12 protein-coding genes and 1 pseudogene are annotated in these 14,099 nt (G+C 67.3%); 2 read left to right on the top strand and 11 right to left on the bottom strand.

Annotated elements, in window-relative coordinates:
- The first annotated feature begins 61 nt into the window (after window positions 1-61).
- Window positions 62-796: a TonB family protein gene (locus tag ACK4E3_RS00335; protein WP_409694719.1), complete on the top strand. Its 735-nt coding sequence runs from the start codon at window positions 62-64 to the stop codon at window positions 794-796.
- On the opposite strand, the gene ACK4E3_RS00330 is transcribed toward ACK4E3_RS00335, so the two are convergent.
- From ACK4E3_RS00330 to ACK4E3_RS00290, 9 genes are all read right to left on the bottom strand, one after another.
- On the bottom strand, window positions 776-1,816 hold the full coding sequence (locus ACK4E3_RS00330; protein ID WP_409694717.1) for an NAD(P)/FAD-dependent oxidoreductase: 1,041 nt from the start codon (window positions 1,814-1,816) through the stop codon (window positions 776-778). The two genes, ACK4E3_RS00335 and ACK4E3_RS00330, sit on opposite strands and share 21 nt — an antisense overlap.
- 43 nt (window positions 1,817-1,859) lie before the next feature.
- On the bottom strand, window positions 1,860-3,707 hold the full coding sequence (locus ACK4E3_RS00325) for a phosphoenolpyruvate carboxykinase (GTP) (RefSeq protein ID WP_409700958.1): 1,848 nt from the start codon (window positions 3,705-3,707) through the stop codon (window positions 1,860-1,862).
- A gap of 182 nt (window positions 3,708-3,889) precedes the next feature.
- Window positions 3,890-4,288: a DUF1489 family protein gene (locus tag ACK4E3_RS00320; RefSeq protein ID WP_409694715.1), complete on the bottom strand. Its 399-nt coding sequence runs from the start codon at window positions 4,286-4,288 to the stop codon at window positions 3,890-3,892.
- Between the two features lie 50 nt (window positions 4,289-4,338).
- Window positions 4,339-4,728 (bottom strand): hypothetical protein, encoded by a 390-nt coding sequence (locus ACK4E3_RS00315; protein ID WP_409694713.1) that lies wholly within the window; start codon window positions 4,726-4,728, stop codon window positions 4,339-4,341.
- Complete coding sequence (locus tag ACK4E3_RS00310; protein WP_409694711.1) at window positions 4,725-6,632, bottom strand: acetyl/propionyl/methylcrotonyl-CoA carboxylase subunit alpha; 1,908 nt, start codon at window positions 6,630-6,632, stop codon at window positions 4,725-4,727. The genes ACK4E3_RS00315 and ACK4E3_RS00310 overlap by 4 nt, the downstream gene beginning before the upstream one ends.
- 115 nt (window positions 6,633-6,747) lie before the next feature.
- The gene (locus tag ACK4E3_RS00305) at window positions 6,748-7,800 is read right to left on the bottom strand and encodes a DUF3667 domain-containing protein (RefSeq protein WP_409694709.1); all 1,053 of its coding nucleotides are present in this window, start codon (window positions 7,798-7,800) and stop codon (window positions 6,748-6,750) included.
- A 13-nt stretch (window positions 7,801-7,813) separates the two neighbouring features.
- On the bottom strand, window positions 7,814-8,719 hold the full coding sequence (locus ACK4E3_RS00300; protein WP_409694707.1) for an enoyl-CoA hydratase-related protein: 906 nt from the start codon (window positions 8,717-8,719) through the stop codon (window positions 7,814-7,816).
- Window positions 8,716-9,198, bottom strand: a complete 483-nt coding sequence (locus tag ACK4E3_RS00295) for a hypothetical protein (protein WP_409694705.1) — start codon at window positions 9,196-9,198, stop codon at window positions 8,716-8,718. Before ACK4E3_RS00295 ends, ACK4E3_RS00300 begins: the two co-directional genes overlap by 4 nt.
- A 9-nt stretch (window positions 9,199-9,207) precedes the next feature.
- Window positions 9,208-10,800 carry a carboxyl transferase domain-containing protein gene (locus ACK4E3_RS00290; RefSeq protein ID WP_409694703.1) on the bottom strand — a complete coding sequence of 531 codons (1,593 nt, stop codon included), beginning with the start codon at window positions 10,798-10,800 and terminating at the stop codon, window positions 9,208-9,210.
- A gap of 114 nt (window positions 10,801-10,914) precedes the next feature.
- On the opposite strand from ACK4E3_RS00290, the gene ACK4E3_RS00285 reads away from it, so the two are divergent.
- Window positions 10,915-12,816, top strand: coding sequence for a patatin-like phospholipase family protein (locus ACK4E3_RS00285; RefSeq protein WP_409694701.1), 1,902 nt, complete (start codon window positions 10,915-10,917; stop codon window positions 12,814-12,816).
- Window positions 12,817-13,015: 199 nt separating this feature from the next.
- Here ACK4E3_RS00285 and ACK4E3_RS00280 read toward each other — a convergent pair.
- Window positions 13,016-13,450 (bottom strand): annotated as a pseudogene (locus ACK4E3_RS00280) (methyltransferase domain-containing protein); the annotation flags it as partial.
- Window positions 13,443-14,081: an exopolysaccharide biosynthesis protein gene (locus tag ACK4E3_RS00275; protein WP_409694699.1), complete on the bottom strand. Its 639-nt coding sequence runs from the start codon at window positions 14,079-14,081 to the stop codon at window positions 13,443-13,445. The gene ACK4E3_RS00275 and the pseudogene ACK4E3_RS00280, both read right to left, overlap by 8 nt.
- Between the last annotated feature and the right edge of the window lie 18 nt (window positions 14,082-14,099).

Here is a 14,099-nt window from a genome sequence, read left to right as displayed (position 1 = left end):
CATGGTTGTCGCGGCGACGGCCGTCGGCTGTCACCGCACGAAAAGTGGAGGGAGAACAGTCATGATGATGCAGTTGCAAGGCGGACCCGGCGCGGTCATGCCGCTGGATTTCAACGAGAAAAAACGGCCCATCCCCAAATGGATCTGGCTTGCGGCAGGCGCGTCGCTTGCCGTGCACGCCGCCTTCGGAGCCTGGCTCTACAGCCAGAGGTTCGAAATGCCCCCGCTGCCCGTTCAGTCTGCCGAGCGCACCACCCAGATCGAATTGATCCGCCCGCCCGCCCCCCGGCTCGACCCGGCGCCCGCCCAGGCGGCGGCCCAGCCGACTCCGATTCGCCAGCCCCGCATGGCCGCGCCCAACATCGAGACTGCGCCTTTCACCCCGGTCGACGCTCCCGAGGTAACGGGCGTGTTCACACCCGAGATCATCACAGCACCCGCTCCCGGTGCTGTCACAGCGGCCAACGGCACGGCACAGCCCACAGCCCCGGCAGGCCCGCCCATGATCGTCAATCCCGACTGGCTGCAAAGGCCCACAGGCGATCAGCTTCTGCGCCACTATCCGCCGCGCGCGCTCAATGCCGGGATCACCGGCAGCGTGACCATGCGCTGCGCCGTATCGGTACGCGGCACGCTCAGCGACTGCACCGTGCTGTCCGAGACACCGGCCGGACAGGGCTTTGGCCGCGCGGCCCAGCAGCTGGCCCGCTATTTCCGCATCAGCCCGATGGTGGTCGACGGCGCACCGGTCAACGGAGCGCGCGTAGACATCCCGCTAAGGTTCAACGTGGAATGATCGCAGCGGGTTGAACGCCTGTGAGAACGGACCGGGCGGGCGCTGCTCGATGGCGTCCGCAACGGTTCCCGCCACCGCAGGGGCCAGCAGCCAGCCATTGCGGCGCGGCGCGAGGGCAAGGCACAGACCCTGCTCGACATGACCCGCAAGCGGCAGGCGGTCTGGCATGGCAGCGCGAACGCCGCAGCGCGCGCTGTGCACGAGGCCGGTCAGGGATTGGCCGGTCAGGGCCTCGGCGCGCTCCAGCAGAGAACGCGTGACCGCCGGATCGGCCACCTTGTCCTCGGCCCCCTCCTCCATGCTCGCCCCGATCATGGTGTGGCCGTCGCCGGGCACCAGATAGATGCCCGGTCCGCGCACGGTTCGAGGCACCGGCGCACCCTGCACCATCACGATCTGTCCCTTGATCGGCACCACGGGCGACATGGCCGTGCGCGCCAGCGGCGGCAGACCTTCGATGGCGCATCCATGGCCCGTGGCGATAACCAGATGGCGCGCTGTCCACTGCTCATCGACGCACCAGAGCGAGACTCCCAGCCGCCTGATCGCGCGCACTTCCGCCCTCACCACGGTGACATGGCCGGACAAGGCCGCGAGCGCCCGGACCGGCGAGAGGCGTGCATCCAGCGGCGCCAGCACGCCATCGTCCGTGTGCTGACAATCAAAGCCGAGGCCTTTCAGGCGCACCGCCATGGCCTCGCGATCAGGGCCGCACCACAGCGCACCGTCCTCGTGCAGGACAATGCCATGGCGTGCGGCAAATGTCGGCCAGATGGCACGGGCCGAGCGCAGCAGGACCGCGCCATCGTCATCAAGGCCTTCGAGCGCACTCTCGAACGCAGGCGCGATCATGCCTGCGGCCACCGATGACGCATTGTCACCGCCGGGATCGATGACCGCGACGCTGTGCCCGCGAGCGGTCAGCTCGGCTGCCGTGGCGAGACCGAGCGCGCCTGCACCGACGACGATCACGTCGAGCGGCGGCATGGGCTGGGCAGGCGTGTGCGGGGAGGCAGACACGAACCGATCCTGTGGCAGCACGAGCCTGCCTGGCAAGCGCTCTCTATTCGGCAGCGACCGCCGTGGCCTCAGAGGCGCTGGCGATGCGCCGGGTCAGGGCGGCGTGTTGATCCCACAGGGGCCGGGGCAGACGCTCGGCGAACATCTCGAAGAATGCGGGGATGCGCGAGGCTTCCTCGGTCCAGGCCTCGAGGTCGAGATCGAGCAGGGTCGACAGCTCATCGTCGCTCAGCGAAAGGCCTTCGAGATCGAGATGCTCGCGCCCCGGCACGCGGCCGACCGGCGTGTCATTGGCGCCCGCCGTGCCCTCGATGCGCTCGACGATCCATTTCAGCACGCGGGCATTCTCGCCGAAGCCCGGCCAGACATAGCGGCCGTTCTCGTCCTTGCGGAACCAGTTCACGAAATAGATGCGCGGCAGGCGCTCGCGATCGGCCCCCTCACCCATCTTGAGCCAGTGGCCGAAGTAGTCGCCCATGTTGTAGCCGCAGAACGGCAGCATGGCGAAGGGGTCGCGGCGCAGCTCGCCGACCTTGTTCTCGGCCGCTGCCGTGCCTTCCGATGCCACGGTCGCGCCCATGAACACGCCGTGATCCCAGTCAAAGGCCTCGGTCACCAGCGGCACGGTGGAGGCGCGCCGCCCCCCGAACAGAATGGCAGAGATCGGCACGCCTGCCGGGTCTTCCCATTCCGGCGCAATGGTCGGGCACTGGTGAGCGGGCGCGGCGAAACGGGCGTTGGGGTGCGCGGCAGGCTCGCCCGAGGCGGGATCGTGCGGCCGACCCTTCCAGTTGGTGAGATTGGCAGGCGGCTCTTTCGACAGGCCCTCCCACCACACATCGCCATCTTCGGTGAGGGCGACATTGGTGAAGATGGTGTTGCGCGACAGCGTGGCCAGAGCGTTCTGGTTGGTATTGCGGCTGGTGCCCGGCGCCACGCCGAAGAATCCGGCCTCGGGGTTCACCGCATAGAGACGGCCATCGTCGCCAAAGCGCATCCAGGCGATGTCGTCACCGACCGTCTCGGCCTTCCAGCCATCGAGGCTGGGCTGAAGCATGGCCAGATTGGTCTTGCCGCAGGCGCTGGGGAAGGCCGCCGCCACATAGTGCACCGCGCCCTCGGGCGAGGTCAGCTTCAGGATCAGCATGTGCTCGGCCAGCCAGCCTTCGTCGCGGGCCATGATCGAGGCGATGCGCAGGGCATAGCACTTCTTGCCCAGCAGGGCGTTGCCGCCATAGCCCGAGCCGTAGGACCAGATCTCGCGCGTCTCAGGGAAGTGGACGATCCACTTCTCCTCGTTGCAGGGCCAGGGCACGTCCTGCTGACCTGGCGACAGCGGTGCACCGAGCGTGTGCACGGCGGGCACATAGAAACCGTCTTCGCCCAGCTGATCGAGGGCGGGCTGACCCATGCGGGTCATCACGCCCATGGACAGCACGACATAGCCGCTGTCGGTGATCTCGACGCCCAGCGCGCTGATGTGAGAGCCGAGCGGGCCCATGCAGAAGGGCACGACATACATGGTGCGCCCGCGCATACAGCCATCGAACAGGCCGTCCAGACGCCCGCGCATCTCGGCCGGGTCCATCCAGTTGTTGGTCGGTCCTGCGTCCGCCTTCTGCTTCGAGCAGATGAAGGTGCGGCTCTCGACGCGGGCCACATCCTTGGGATCGGAGGCAGCATAGAACGAGCCGGGGCGCTTCTCCGGGTTCAGCGGGCGCAAGGTGCCGCGCGCAACCAGATCGGCCTCGATCATGCGCTTTTCAGCCTCGGAACCATCGCACCAGTGCACCCGGTCGGGCTTGGTCAGGGCGGCGATCTCGCGTACCCATGCGATCAGACCGGAATGGCGGGTCGGGGCCTGATCGAGGCCCGGAATGCTTGTCTCGATGGTCACTGCAGTCTCCTGAACGCTTCCGGCGGCGACACTTCAGACGGCGTCGTCTCGCTCCCGACCGTTTTCGGGCGGGGTCTTACCTGCGGCAGAGAGACAGGGGAAGCCCGTTTCGTCAACCTTGGCTGCGGCGCGAGGCCGCTCGCCTGATCGTCTGCTCGCGGATCAAGATGCGCGCGCTACCACGCACCCAGCTCGCGCAGCTGCTCGGCCAGATCGTCGGGCAACCCCTCGGCCTCCAGCCTTTGCAGGTCGGGCGGAGCCTCCCCGGCTTCCAGATAGCGCCAGCCCTGAAAGGGTCTGCGGGCCAGAGGCGCGGTACGGACCACTTCGGGCACCAGGGTGATTTCGCAGCGCGCGCCCTTGCCCTCGCCGTGGGTGGTGATGTCCTGCACGCGCTGGCGCGCACCCACGACGCCCTTGATAACCCAGTAGAGCGAGCCGCCGTCCTCGATCTCGGATGCGCGCTTGGGCGTCTGGCGCGTGTGCACGATCAGGCGCTGCCCGCCCGCCACGCGCCGCTCCAGCCATTCGACATCGGGCACGCCGACGCCCAGCTTTATGAGGTGCAGAGCCATGAGAGGGAGTTGGGGATGCAGGGGCAGAGCGCAAGCGCGCGCTGAGCCGTTCAGTTCTCGCTATAGAGTGCCGCCGCTGCCTGCATGGCCTCGCCACGATCGATCAGAACCTGGCCGCAGCGCTGGAAGTGCGGGGCCAGGGCCTCATCAGTCAGGGTGTCGGTCAGGAGGTAAAGCTCGCGCATCCAGTCCACAGCGGGCGCACGGCCCTCAAGCCGACCAAGGAAGTAGAACATCCCCAGCGCCCCGGCGGCAACGTTCTCGTCGCCCCGTCCTGCCAGATAGCCATAGACGGCCATGCACTGCATGTCGGCCAGGTTTTCGGGACGGGCAGCCTCGGGGCTGGACGGCTGATAGGCCTGGGCAGCAGCCCCGCCCGCCAGGGTCAGGGCCGCACACGCCGCGGCCAGAGGAAGAAGGGCTTTGCTCACGCGGTTCATTCGCTTTGATCCTTCGAGACGACGGCCAGGACAGTGCCCTCGCCCACCTGATCGCCCACGCCTACGCTGATTTCAGCCACCATACCATCGAAAGGTGCGCTGAGCGCGTGCTCCATCTTCATGGCCTCGACCACCACGACGGGCTGTCCGGCCACGACGTGATCGCCTGCCGCCGCCGGCGTGGCGACCACCTTGCCGGGCATGGGCGCACGCAGGCTGCCATCCGAGCTGGCCGCACCGCTGGCGCCCGTCGGCGGGAACAGCGATACCGGCCACGCCTCGCCCGCCTCGAAGATCACCAGCCCATCCCCGGTGCTGACGAAGGAGAAGTCCAAGTCGTCATCGCCCTCAAGCGACGCGTCCACTGCCTGATCCGCCACATAAATTCGGCGCGTCCTCACGCCCGGCTGGTTGAGACGCAGACCTGCCACGCCGGTCGTGCCCTCCCAGGGAGAAGCCCACTCGTCGGTGCGCTCGAAGCCGGGGGCGCCCAGCGCCCAGACCGCTGCGGCGGCGGCATCAGGTGACAGGCCCGGCGAGGCGAGAGCTTCGGCCTCGGCACCGATGAAGGCGGTGTCCACATCACCCGCCACAAAGCGCGGGTGACGCAGACAGCGCACCAGAAAGCCCGCATTGGTCCTGACCGGCGCGACCTCGACCTCTGCACAGGCCTGCGCCAGCGCTTCGGCTGCCTGCCCACGATCGTTCCGGTGCACGATGATCTTGGCCAGCATGGGATCGTAGAACTGGCTGACCTCGCTATGCTCGGCAAAGCCGGTGTCGACGCGCACACCCTGCATCTCATCAGGTAGCTGGAAGTGGTGAAGCCGCCCGATGCTGGGCAGGAAGTTGCGCGCCGGGTCTTCTGCATAGAGGCGCGCCTCCATGGCGTGACCGCTAAGGGGAATGTCGTCCTGAGCCATCGGGATCGGCTCGCCCGCCGCGACCCTGAACTGCCACTCGACCAGATCGACGCCGGTGACCGCCTCTGTCACGGGATGCTCGACCTGAAGGCGGGTGTTCATTTCCATGAACCAGATGCGGTCTGCCCGCAGCCCTTCAGAGGCATCGGCAATGAACTCCACGGTGCCCGCGCCCACATAGTCCACGGCGCGCGCGGCGCGCACGGCGGCGTCCGTGACAGCCTTGCGGGTGGCCGCGTCCATGCCCGGCGCAGGCGCTTCTTCTATGACCTTCTGGTGGCGGCGCTGGAGCGAGCAGTCGCGCTCGTAAAGATGAACGATGTTGCCGTGGGCATCGCCGAACACCTGCACCTCGATGTGGCGCGGGCGGGTGATGTAGGTCTCGAGCAGCACGCGCTCGTCGCCAAAGGCCGCACCTGCTTCGCGCCGGGCCGATGCGAGCGCAGCAGCAAAGTCCGCAGGCGCATCGACACGCTTCATGCCCTTGCCGCCGCCACCGGCCACTGCCTTGACCAGCACCGGATAGCCGATGCGCCCGGCCTCGCTGATCAGGCGCTCGTCGGACTGGTCCGCACCCAGATAGCCCGGCGTGACCGGCACGCCCGCCTTGTCCATCAGATCCTTGGCCGCATCCTTCAGGCCCATGGCACGGATCGAGGCGGGCGCAGGGCCGATCCAGACCAGACCGGCTTTGGCGACGGCCTCGGCAAACTCGGCGTTCTCGGACAGAAAGCCATATCCGGGGTGGATGGCCTCGGCCCCCATGGCGCGGGCGGCGGCGAGCACCCTGTCCTGATCCAGATAGCTTTCACGTGCGGGCGCCGGTCCGATCAGGGTCGCCTCATCGGCCATACGCACATGCAGGGCGGCGGCATCGGCCTCGGAATAGACGGCAAGGGTGCGAATCCCCATCGCGCGAGCGGTGCGGAAGACGCGGCAGGCGATCTCGCCCCGGTTTGCAACAAGAACGGATTTGAACATGGCAAGACCCTATTTCAGAGCGAGCGCCCGGACGAAAGCCCCATCTTTGCGACTTCGCACGCCTCTCCTCCCCTGACCGTGCGCCTGAGGGGGCTTAGCGTACGGCTTTCCAGCCTCAGCCGATCATCTCGTTGAAGGCCAGCATCAGCCACAGCATCATGATCAAGCCCGAGCCGATCACCGTGGCCAGGAACAGCGCGGCCATCCGTGCAAGCGTGGCCAAGGCACCGCTGCGATAGGCTCCGCGCATGTGAAAGAACAGGTGCACGGGCGACAGCCACATGAGGTTCCAAGCCAGCGGCGTGACCCACAGCGCCAGGGGCAGCACCGCTGTGAGCAGCATCAGCTGGAACGTCAGCGAGTGCATGGAAAAGATCAGGTGATCGAAAACGAAAATGTCGCGCCGCCAGAAGAACAGCGCACTCATGATCAGGGCCGAGAGCGGCAGGGCGAGAATGGCAACCCGCTGGGCCCACATCCCGAGCAGCAGGGCAAAGCGACGCGGCTCAGCCTGAGCGGCGCGCACACCCTCGCCGGTCCAGCGCTCGAAGACGCTCTGCCCGGCCAGATTTTCCTCCAGCGTCTGACCCGTTTCCGCAAGTTCCGCCTCGCGCGCCTGCTCCACGGCCCGCGCCACGGCGGGCCAGTTTCGCTGGACCGCCGCAATGGCAAGTTCGCGCTCCGTGTCGGTCAGGCTCTCGTCCGCCTCGATGCGCGCGATGGCTTCGTTGACGTCCGCCGCACTACTGCTGCCGGTGACAGGATCGCCGATGCCCCACTGCTGTATCTGTCGCCCGATCGTGCACTGACCCAGCAGGAAGGTGGCCAGCAGCACCACCAGGAACATCCGCAGGGGCGGCACCTGAAAGGCGCGCCTGCCCTCGATATAATCGCGCGTGAGATCACCGGGCCGCAGGATCAGCCGGGGCACGGTGCGTGCGAGGCGCCCGTCCAGATGAAAGAAGCTTTCGAGCGCCTCGCGCGTCAGCCGCCACATGGAGCGGTGAAAGTCCTCGGCCAGCTGTCCGCAGGCGTGGCAGTAGGTTCCCACCAGCGGCGTTTCGCAGTTCGCGCACGGGGTGCCCGGTGGAATGTCCGCGTGCCTGCGCCTCCAGCGCAGCCATCCACCGGCGGAACCGGCTGCGGCGCTCTCCAGCTCGTTGCTCATGCCCCTCCCCGCCTCAGGTCATCCAGCGAGGCTTACGCTTTTCGAGGAAAGCCCGCACGCCCTCCTGTCCCTCTTCGCTGACGCGCGCGCGCGCGATGCGCCGGGCGGTGTCGTCCATGAGGCCAGAGTCGATGTCCTTGCCCGCCACGGCGTGAACCAGCCGCTTGGCATCGCCCATGGCCCCCGGCGCGCAGGCAATGAGCGAGCGCGAGAGCTGATCGGCGAAGCCCTGCATCGCCTCGCCGTCGGGCACGACGGCATCCACCAGGCCGACATGGGCAGCATAGTCGGCATCGAACAGATTGGCCGTGCAGAACAGCGCGCGGGCCCGGCGCGGGCCCACGGCCTCGATCACATAGGGGGCGATGGTTGCGGGGATCAGGCCCAGCTTGACCTCGGAGAAGGCGAACTTCGTGCCTTTCAGCGCCACGGCCATGTCGCAGGCCGCGACCAGCCCTGCGCCTCCGCCCATGGCTGCACCCTCGACCAGAGCCACGGTCAGGGCCGGAATGTCGTGCAGGGCCTTGAGCATGCGCGCCAGCCCGAGGGCATCCTCGCGATTGTCGCTCTCGCTCCATTCCACCGCCTCGCCCATCCACTCCAGATCAGCGCCCGCACTGAATGTGCCCCCCGCCCCGCGCAGGAACACCACGCGCACATGGTCGGCGCCGTGCAGGGTCTCGAAGGTCTCGCGCAGGGCCGCGATGGTGGCGGCATCGAAGGCGTTCTTCTTCTCGGGCCGGTTGATGGTGACAAAGACGATGCCGCCCGGCGTGGAATCGAGGCTGACCAGCGAGGGATCGGCATCAGGAGCGGCATTGGCCAGCAGCGGATGGGCGATGCGGTTCATCTCGACGGCCTCGGCATCGGTGATGTCGAGGGCATTGAGGTCGGCTTGCGTCGGCTTGCGATCGGTCATGGCTCGGTTCCCTGTGCAGTTCCCGATGCAGCGGCGCGCGTCTCGGCCAGGGCCAAGCGCCAGTCCTCGACCTCGGGCGAGTCGAAGGCAAAGGGTGTAACGCACACGGCGTCGGCCAGATGCTTGATAGGGCCGCGCTGACCGATGGGCGCATCGGCCTGATAGGCGGTCGTGGTGACCTGCGTGCCCGTGTCGTCATAGGCTCGCCCGCTCGAGAGCTGAAAGACACCGCGCCCGCAATCAACCCACATCAGCATCACCATCACGGGTGCAGGTCCATCCGGCGATACGATCACGGCGGTGCCGCGCACCATGCCGGGCAGGTTCGAACGCTCCCAGCTCGAGGCATCCACATACACCCGTGTCGGCCCCGCCGAACCCATGTAGGCTAGCGCACCGTCGGGCAGAACGGGATCATCGACGGCCATCTGCACCGACTGCAGCGCCATCATCATCAGACTTGCCAGAGCGATCTTCATGTCGCGGCCCTACATCCTGAACACGCCGAATGTGGTCTCGGGGATCGGGGCATTCAGCGAGGCCGATATGGCCAGACCCAGAACGTCGCGGGTCTGGGCCGGATCGATCACGCCGTCGTCCCACAGACGCGCCGTGGCGTAGTAGGGATTGCCCTCGTCCTCGTATTTCTGGCGGATCGGGGCCTTGAAGGCCTCGGCCTGCTCATCGGTCCAGGTGTCGGCGTCGCGGTGCACCGTGGCCAGGACGCTGGCGGCCTGCTCGCCGCCCATCACCGAGATGCGGCTGTTGGGCCAGGTGAACAGGAAGCGCGGGGAATAAGCGCGCCCGCACATGCCATAATTGCCCGCACCGAAGCTGCCGCCGATCAGGATGGTGAACTTTGGCACCTCGGCGCTGGCCACGGCGGTGACCAGCTTGGCCCCGTCCTTGGCAATGCCGCCCGCCTCGTACTTGCCGCCCACCATGAAGCCCGAGATGTTCTGCAGGAACACCAGCGGAATCTTGCGCTTGCACGCCAGCTCGATGAAGTGGGCACCCTTCTGGGCACTCTCGGAGAACAGCACGCCATTGTTGGCCAGAATGGCGACCGGATAGCCCCAGATGCGCGCAAAGCCGCACACCAGCGTAGTGCCATAGAGCGCCTTGAACTCATCGAAGCGCGAGCCATCGACCACGCGGGCGATCACCTCGCGCACGTCATAGGGCGCGCGCACGTCATCGGGGATGATGGAATAGAGGTCTTCGGGATCTAAAGCGGGCGGCTCCGGCTCGGCCAGGTCCATGTCCACGCGCTTGACGCCGTTCAGGTTGGCCACGATGTCGCGCACGATGCGAAGGGCGTGCTCGTCGTTCTCGGCCACGTGGTCGACCACGCCAGAGCGCCGCCCGTGGGTCTCGGCCCCGCCCAGTTCCTCGGCCGAGATGACCTCGCCGGTGGCCGCCTTCACCAGAGGCGGACCAGCCAGAAAGATGGTGCCCTGATTGCGCACGATCACGGTCTCGTCGGACATGGCCGGCACATAGGCCCCGCCCGCCGTGCAGCTTCCCATCACGCAGGCGATCTGGGGAATGGATCTGGCCGACATGCGGGCCTGATTGAAGAAGATGCGCCCGAAGTGATCGCGGTCAGGGAACACCTCGGCCTGGTGAGGCAGGTTCGCACCGCCCGAATCGACCAGATATACGCACGGCAGCCGGTTCTGTTCGGCGATCTCCTGGGCGCGAAGGTGCTTCTTGACCGTCAGCGGGAAATAGGCGCCGCCCTTCACGGTAGGATCGTTGGCGACGATCATCACCTCGCGCCCCGAAACGCGACCGATGCCGCAGATCATTCCTGCTGCCGGGGCCTCGTCGTCATACATTCCGAACGCGGCCAGTTGCCCGATTTCAAGGAAGGGCGAGCCCGGATCGAGCAGCCGCTCCACCCGATCGCGCGGCAGCAGCTTGCCGCGGCTGACATGGCGCTCGCGCGCCTTCTCGGAGCCGCCGAGCGCAATGCGCGCGACGTGGGCGCGCAGCTCGTCCCGGAGGGATCGGTTGTGGGTTGCGAGGGCGCGGGCACGCTCGCTGCTGGTATCGAGGCTTGAGGTCAGAACTGGCATACCGCTGCAATAGACCGCCGCTGGCGTGCGCGAAAGATGCTGGCTGAGCGGTCATGGCGCGAGCACCTTGCGTGCGCCATTGCGGGCGCTGCGATTCCGCGCCAGCATCGGGCCATGGCACGGCCCGTCGATCACGCTCTGGAAAAGGCTTTGAACCGCGTGTTCTCCGGGGATCGTCACTCCCAGGCGAGCTGGTTCGCCCTGTCCGGGGGAGAGACGCTGTTCTCGGCCGGAGACGAGGCGGACACGCTCTATCTGGTGCGCTCGGGGCGCCTCGGCGTGTTTCGACGTGACGACGAATCCGACGAGGAAGCCTTCATCGGCATCGTGCGGCCCGGAGAGCCTGCGGGTGAAATGGCGCTGCTGGCGGGCACGGCGCACACCGCGACCGTGGTGGCGCTGCGCGATACCGAGGTGCTGGCCCTGCCCCGCGAGGCTTTCCTGCGCGCCGCGCGCAGCGAACCGGAAATCATGGTCGAGCTGTCGCGCCTGATGATTGCGAGGGCGCGCGAGAAGACCGGCGGGGTGGCCAATCCCAGCGTGTTCGGCTTCGTGTCCATGCGCGATGCGCCGATCCGCCCCATGGTCGATCGCATTGCCCGCCAGATCGAGGCGACCGGGCGGACGGTGCAGATCCTCGATGCCACAGCTCTTGATTCGGCCGTCACCTGGCTCTCGCGCCAGGAAGAGAGCCACGATTTTGTTCTCTATGTCGCCGAGAGCGACGAGCCCGTCTGGGCGGGGCTGTGCTCGCGCCAGGTCGATCGCCTGTTCGCCGTGGTCAGCGGCAAGGAAGCGGCGCGCAGCCACGAAAGCCTGAACACGCCCGCCTTGCGTGAGCACCGCCGTCTCGACCTGATCCTGACCTGGGACGGGCGCCAGTGGCCGCCTCAGGGCAGCGTCCGCTGGCTCGATGCCCTGGAGCCCGCACGCTGGTTTCATGTTCGCACCGGGCACGAGGCAGACGAGGCGCGCATCGCGCGGGTCATCACGGGCCGCTCCATCGGACTGGTTCTTTCGGGCGGAGGCGCACGCGCCTATGCCCACATCGGCGCGGTGAGAGCGCTGCGCGATGCGGGCGTGCCCTTCGATTTCATCGCTGCCGTATCGATGGGTGCCGTGGTCGGATCGTGCATCGCGCTGGAGTGGTCGCAGGAGCAGATGGAAGCGCGCATCCACGAGGCCTTCGTCCAGTCCAATCCGCTGTCGGACATCGCCTTTCCCTATGTGGCCATGACGCGAGGCCACAAGGTCGAGCGTCTTCTGGTCGATCATTTCGGCGAGATCGATCTGGCCGATGTGCCTGTGCCGCTGGCCATCGTGTCCTCGAACCTGACTTCGATCCGCTTTCGCACCCACAGGCGCGGGCGGCTGCGCGACGCCCTGCGCGCCTCCATCTCCCTGCCCGGTGTCCTGCCGCCCGTGATCGACGGGGACGCGGTGCTGGTCGACGGGGCGGTGCTCAAGAACTTTCCCGCCGACATCATGCGCGCATGGCACCTGGGTCCGATCATCGGTGTGGATGTGTCGCGCGCGCGCGGCGTCGAGCCCGAGGCGCTGCAACCGCCGCCCTCATGGCTGAAGTGGCTGTGGTCCGGCGATTGGATGCGCGGCCCGCCCATCGTCTCGATCCTGATGCGCTCGGCGACGGTGCCGACGGCTGCTGACCTGATCGCCTCGCGCCGGGCCACCGACCTGCTGATCCTGCCGCGCCTCACAGGTGTGGAGATTCGCAACTGGAAGGCCTGGGACCAGGCCGTTCAGGCAGGTGCCGAGGCCGCACGCGCCGCCCTGTCCAACCTCAAAGGCTCCATCTTCGACCTGAGGGCCAGCCCGGATGATCCGGCCGCCACGCCCGAAGACCTCAACGCCGAGCGATCAGGAACAGTCTCGGAAACGGCAGCAGGGTCCGACCATCCGGGCGGCGGGGAAATGCCTCCGCCAGCCGCTCAAGCAGCGCCGAAAGATAGGCCTCGCGCATGGGCGCGTCGCAAAGCGCCGTCAGATACGGCCTGAGCGCCGTACCCTGCATCCAGCCGAGCACCGCGTCATCGCCTTCCAGAGCGTGCAGATAGGTGGTGCTCCACACCTCCACTTCGGAGCAGGTGCGCGAGAGTATCTCGTAGTAGCGCTCGGGACGAAGCAGCGGCGCGATCACCGGCACTGACGCAAGCAGCCCTGCCCACGGCCCCTGCCCGGCCACCTCTCGCATCAGGCGGTGGTGTAGCGTCTGGTGGGCCATCGGCATCTGCACGGCCAGCACGCCGCGCTCGGCAAGGTGACCGCACAGCGAGGCGAACAGCGTCTCGTGATCCGGCAGCCACTGCAGCGAGGCATTGGCAAAGATCAGGTCCACGGGCGCGCCCGGTTCAAAGGCGCTGATGTCGCCCAGGTGAAAGCTTACTCCTTCGTGCGCGCGGGCGGCTTCAAGCATGGCAGGGCTGGCATCGAGCCCGTGCACCTCGGCACCGGGATGACGACGCGCCAGCAGGGCGGCGTGCTCGCCCGTTCCGCAGCCCAGATCCCAGATCACCCGCGGGTCGAGCTCGGCAGGCAGGCGCACCATCAGGTCAAGAGCGGCGCGATCGCGCTGGGCAGCGAAACGCCGATAGGTGTCTGCATCCCATCGGGTGTGAGCGTGCCTATCCACCGGCCAGCCCGAACCAGCCCAGCATGAGCGACAGCACTGCCCACACCACGCCCCAGAAAAGTATGAGTATCACCACCGCATAGACATTGGCCAGCAGCGCCGCGAACAGGGCGATGCCGTCTCTCTGCATCAGGGCGAGCGCATAAAGGGTGATGGCTATGGCCGGTGGCATGTTGCCGAACGGAATGGGCAGGATCATCACGATGCACAGCAGCACGCAGACCGCTCCTATGATGCGCTCGGCGATGCCGCTGACCAGAAACGTCAGCCGTGGCCGCGTGATGCGCTCTACATAGCGCAGGGGCTTGGCGAAGCGCTGGACGAAACCGCGATAGGCCGCGCGATTGACCGAGACACGGTTGAGCCATTTCGGCAGCCAGACGCTCTTGCGCCCCGCCGTCAGCCCGATGCACAGCACCAGCAGCGGTATGCCCAGAATGGTGGTCCCGCCCGGCGGCCACGGAAAGCTGTTGATGAGCGCCACCACCAGCATGGCCGCGCCAAAACCACGCTCGCCGAACGCCTCCATCATCTCGCCGATGGACAGGCCCGGCTTGTCGCTCTCGCCAAGCTCGACGAGGATCTCGGAGAATGTCCGTGTCGGGCCGATGGTGGCCGCGGCGTCAGTCATGGATGACCGGTCCGTGCA

It is taken from the genome of Brevundimonas sp. (genome assembly GCF_046299595.1).
Lineage (GTDB): Bacteria > Pseudomonadota > Alphaproteobacteria > Caulobacterales > Caulobacteraceae > Brevundimonas.
This window is presented reverse-complemented; position numbering and strand designations above follow the sequence as displayed.

What these genes read in the sequence shown, in the direction of transcription:
- ACK4E3_RS00310 (WP_409694711.1), bottom strand. Translation starts at nt 6,632, where the DNA reads ATGTTCAAATCCGTTCTTGTTGCAAACCGGGGCGAGATCGCCTGCCGC.
- ACK4E3_RS00295 (WP_409694705.1), bottom strand. Translation starts at nt 9,198, where the DNA reads ATGAAGATCGCTCTGGCAAGTCTGATGATGATGGCGCTGCAGTCGGTG.
- ACK4E3_RS00305 (WP_409694709.1), bottom strand. Translation starts at nt 7,800, where the DNA reads ATGAGCAACGAGCTGGAGAGCGCCGCAGCCGGTTCCGCCGGTGGATGG.
- ACK4E3_RS00320 (WP_409694715.1), bottom strand. Translation starts at nt 4,288, where the DNA reads ATGGCTCTGCACCTCATAAAGCTGGGCGTCGGCGTGCCCGATGTCGAA.
- ACK4E3_RS00285 (WP_409694701.1), top strand. Translation starts at nt 10,915, where the DNA reads ATGGCACGGCCCGTCGATCACGCTCTGGAAAAGGCTTTGAACCGCGTG.
- ACK4E3_RS00335 (WP_409694719.1), top strand. Translation starts at nt 62, where the DNA reads ATGATGATGCAGTTGCAAGGCGGACCCGGCGCGGTCATGCCGCTGGAT.
- ACK4E3_RS00275 (WP_409694699.1), bottom strand. Translation starts at nt 14,081, where the DNA reads ATGACTGACGCCGCGGCCACCATCGGCCCGACACGGACATTCTCCGAG.
- ACK4E3_RS00290 (WP_409694703.1), bottom strand. Translation starts at nt 10,800, where the DNA reads ATGCCAGTTCTGACCTCAAGCCTCGATACCAGCAGCGAGCGTGCCCGC.
- ACK4E3_RS00315 (WP_409694713.1), bottom strand. Translation starts at nt 4,728, where the DNA reads ATGAACCGCGTGAGCAAAGCCCTTCTTCCTCTGGCCGCGGCGTGTGCG.
- ACK4E3_RS00300 (WP_409694707.1), bottom strand. Translation starts at nt 8,719, where the DNA reads ATGACCGATCGCAAGCCGACGCAAGCCGACCTCAATGCCCTCGACATC.